Origin of the sequence: Cellulomonas sp. B6 (assembly GCF_001462455.1) — a bacterium.
GTDB lineage: Bacteria > Actinomycetota > Actinomycetes > Actinomycetales > Cellulomonadaceae > Cellulomonas.
This window is the reverse complement of the sequence record NZ_LNTD01000068.1, coordinates 1-3,961: the sequence shown is the minus strand read 5'-3', so window position 1 is coordinate 3,961 and position 3,961 is coordinate 1. Positions and strand designations below refer to the sequence as shown.

Here is a 3,961-nt window from a genome sequence, read left to right as displayed (position 1 = left end):
GGGTCGGCTCCGGGGTGCTCGGGGGCGTCACCGGCGGTGCGACCGGCGGCGGCGCGACCGTCGTCCGGCAGACGGCACCCTGACCGCCCTCGCCGTGGTGCTCGTCGTACCCGGCGACCTGCACCCACGTGACGCACGCGTCGGCGGGCAGGCCCGCACGGTCCCACGTGAGCGTCGACGTGCCCGCGAGGTCGGCGTACGGCGTGCCCGGGCCCTCGATGTGGACGTTGCGCGACGCGCGACCCGTGGCCGACGTGTAGGCGACGTTGACGTGCCCGTGGACCTCGAACACGTCACCGGCGGGCAGCTCGATGCCGGTGCTCGTGACGCGGTACGGCGTGGGGGAGTCCGAGCCCGCGCTCGCCGGCGTCGCGGCCGCGACGAGCGTGAGGGCGGTGACCGCGGTGGCGGTCGTGACGGTGAGCAGGGCGGTGCGACGGCGCGACATCGGGTCCTCGTGTCCGGGGGAGGTGCCGCGCGGGGCGTTCGGGTGACGCTCCGGCGCGACGGGCACGCGCAGGCTATCGGGCAGATCGGACGAAAAGGATGAGAACGGCATGAGAGCTGGGCGTTTGTCACACGAGTGGAGCAACGGGACGCACCGGACGTGCGGACGGGCGTCCAGGACCGGGTGCGTCGTGCCCGCCCGACGTGCTCCCCGGGTCGTGGCGTGCGCTCGTCACCGCGGCGGCGGGCGCCGGTCGTCGCCGCGAGGGAGCGTCGTGCCGCCGCCGCCGTCGGGACGTGTGCCGGTGGGTGGTCGCGCGGCCCACGTCGGCCCGACGCGCCGGTACCCTGGGGCCGTCTGCCGACCTTGCGGCGCGGGTACCTGCGCGGGCGAGCGCCCCCCACGGACCCGGCCCCCACCGAGGGAATCGATGACCACCGCACCTGCGCGCCCCGGCGTCCCCCAGCACACGTCCGACACGGTCGAGCACGCCGCCGCGACGCCCGACCTCGAGCAGCCGTTCGCCGAGCTCGGCCTCAAGCCCGACGAGTACCAGCGGATCCGCGACATCCTGGGCCGGCGACCCACCGCGGCCGAGCTCGCGATGTACTCCGTCATGTGGTCGGAGCACTGCTCCTACAAGTCGTCGAAGACGCACCTGCGGCAGTTCGGCGACAAGACGACCCCGGCGATGCGCGAGCACCTGCTCGTCGGCATCGGCGAGAACGCCGGCGTCGTGGACATCGGCGACGGCTGGGCCGTGACGTTCAAGGTCGAGTCGCACAACCACCCGTCGTACGTCGAGCCCTACCAGGGTGCCGCGACGGGCGTCGGCGGGATCGTGCGCGACATCATCTCGATGGGTGCGCGGCCCGTGGCGGTCATGGACCAGCTGCGGTTCGGCGCGCCCGAGCACCCCGACACCGCGCGCGTCGTGCACGGCGTCGTGTCGGGCGTCGGCGGGTACGGCAACAGCCTGGGCCTGCCGAACATCGGCGGCGAGCTCGTGTTCGACGCCTGCTACCAGGGCAACCCGCTGGTCAACGCGCTGTGCCTGGGCGTGCTCCGGCACGAGGACATCCACCTGGCCAACGCCTCGGGCGTCGGCAACAAGGTCGTGCTGTTCGGCGCGCGCACGGGCGGCGACGGCATCGGCGGCGCGTCGATCCTCGCGTCCGAGACGTTCGACGACGAGAAGCCCTCCAAGCGCCCGTCGGTGCAGGTCGGCGACCCGTTCATGGAGAAGGTGCTCATCGAGTGCTGCCTCGAGCTGTACGCCGCGCGCGTCGTCGAGGGCATCCAGGACCTGGGGGCCGCGGGCATCTCGTGCGCGACGAGCGAGCTCGCGTCCAACGGTGACGGCGGCATGCACGTCGACCTCGAGAACGTGCTGCTGCGCGACCCCACCCTGACGGCCGGCGAGATCCTCATGTCGGAGTCGCAGGAGCGCATGATGGCGGTCGTCAGCCCCGAGAAGCTCGACGAGTTCCTCGCGATCACCGCGCGCTGGGACGTCGAGACGGCCGTGATCGGCGAGGTCACCGGCACGGGCCGCCTGACGATCGACCACCACGGCGACCGGATCGTCGACGTCGACCCGAAGACGGTCGCGCACGAGGGGCCGGTCTACGACCGCCCGTACGCGCGACCGGCGTGGCAGGACGGCCTCGTCGCCGACTCGGTGAGCACGCCCGAGGGTGCGCAGCGCTACGCACGCCCCGAGTCCGCCGACGAGCTGCGCGCGACGCTGCTGCGGCTGCTCGCGTCGCCGAACCTCGCGTCGCCCGCGTGGGTCACCGACCAGTACGACCGCTACGTGCAGGGCAACACGGCGCTCGCGCAGCCCGACGACTCGGGCGTCGTGCGCGTCGACGAGTCGACGGGCCTGGGCGTCGCGCTCGCGACCGACGCGAACGGCCGCTACGCCAAGCTCGACCCGTACACGGGTGCGCAGCTCGCGCTCGCCGAGGCGTACCGCAACGTCGCGACGGTCGGCGCGCGGCCCATGGCCGTCACCGACTGCCTCAACTTCGGCAGCCCCGAGCACCCCGACTCGATGTGGCAGTTCGTCGAGGCGATCCGCGGCCTGGCCGACGCGTGCCAGACGCTCGAGGTGCCCGTGACCGGCGGCAACGTGTCGCTGTACAACGGCACGGGCGAGCCCGGGCAGATCGACTCGTCGATCCACCCGACGCCCGTGGTCGGCGTGCTGGGCGTCCTGGACGACGTCGCGGACGCCGTGCCGTCGGGCTGGACGCAGCCGGGCCAGGCGGTCTACCTGCTGGGCACGACGCGCGCCGAGCTCGACGGGTCCGCGTGGGCCGACGTCGTGCACGGGCACCTGGGCGGCGTGCCGCCGCGGGTCGACCTCGACGCCGAGCGCCGCCTCGCGCAGGTGCTCGTCGCCGCGGCGCGCGACGACCTGGTCGACGCCGCGCACGACCTGTCGGAGGGCGGGCTCGCGCTCGCGCTCGTCGAGTCGAGCCTGCGCTACGGCGTGGGCGTGCAGGTCGACCTCGCCGCGCTGTGCGCGCGCGACGGCGTGACGCCGTTCGAGGCGCTGTTCTCCGAGTCGCAGGCGCGCGTGCTGGTCGCCGTGCCGCGCTCGGAGGAGGTGCGCCTGCAGGACCTGTGCACCGCGCGCGGCGTGCCCGCGCTGCGGCTGGGCGAGACGGCCGAGACGTGCTCGCCGGGGGCCGGTACGCCCGTCGACGACGCGGACCACGCGCACGCGGCCGCCGTCGAGGTGCGGGGGCTGTTCACGCTGCCGCTCGCCGAGGCCCGTGCCGAGTGGGAGGCGACGCTGCCGCGCCTGTTCGGCTGACGGCGCGCCGGCTCATCCTCGACGCCCGCCCCGCACCCGTGTGCGGCGGCGGGCGTCGTCGTCTCCGGGGCGGTGGCACGGTGCGCCGAGGGCCCGCTCGGTCCGGATCGTGGACGGTCCGTCCGTGGGCGTTGACACCCGCCGCGCTCGCGCATAAATTTCCGATCAATCAAGTCGGCTTTAAGTCGACGACGAGCACAGGTCACGAGCTCCGACGCGAAGCCCCGGCTGGTCGGACGGCAACCCTCCCGCGCGGCGGGGTGCCCCGGGTGAGGACCAGGCGCACGGCGCACGCCGCGCGCAACGACCGCGAGGGACGGACCGGCATGGAGCGACAGGTGAGCAGGCAGACGGCCGCGCAGCGCGTGCACGTGACCTGTCCGGCGTCGTGCCCGGTCCTGCGCAGCTGTCGCTGACCCGACCTCCCGCGTCGCCGCCGCGCCGGCGCCAGCGTCCCTCCTGACGCGACCCGGCCCGGCGCCCGCACCGGCGGCGGCGTCCGCGAGACGTCCCGCGTCCGTGGCGACAGCCCGCACCCGGGGCGACAGAGACCCCGCACCCGCGCCGCCCCGCGTGCTGCGCCCACGTCTCGCGGACGCCGGGACGCCGTCGCGCCGTCCTGACGCGCACCCGCCGCACCCCCTGAGCCCACCCCGCCACCGGGGGCCCGCCCGCCCCCGTCGACCGAC

Annotated in this window: 1 protein-coding gene, 1 pseudogene and 1 riboswitch; of the genes and pseudogenes, one reads left to right on the top strand and one right to left on the bottom strand. The window is 74.9% G+C overall.

What is annotated here, in order from left to right:
- A pseudogene (locus ATM99_RS05775) lies at nt 1-448 on the bottom strand (hypothetical protein); the annotation flags it as partial.
- Nucleotides 449-878: 430 nt separating this feature from the next.
- Between ATM99_RS05775 and purL the strand changes: the two are divergent.
- Nucleotides 879-3,272 carry a phosphoribosylformylglycinamidine synthase subunit PurL gene (gene purL / locus ATM99_RS05770; protein ID WP_062101977.1) on the top strand — a complete coding sequence of 798 codons (2,394 nt, stop codon included), beginning with the start codon at nt 879-881 and terminating at the stop codon, nt 3,270-3,272.
- Between the two features lie 200 nt (nt 3,273-3,472).
- Nucleotides 3,473-3,585: riboswitch (SAM riboswitch) on the top strand.
- Nucleotides 3,586-3,961: the final 376 nt, after the last annotated feature.

Coding starts and splice junctions, on each gene's coding strand:
- purL (WP_062101977.1), top strand. CDS start 879: ATGACCACCGCACCTGCGCGCCCCGGCGTCCCCCAGCACACGTCCGAC.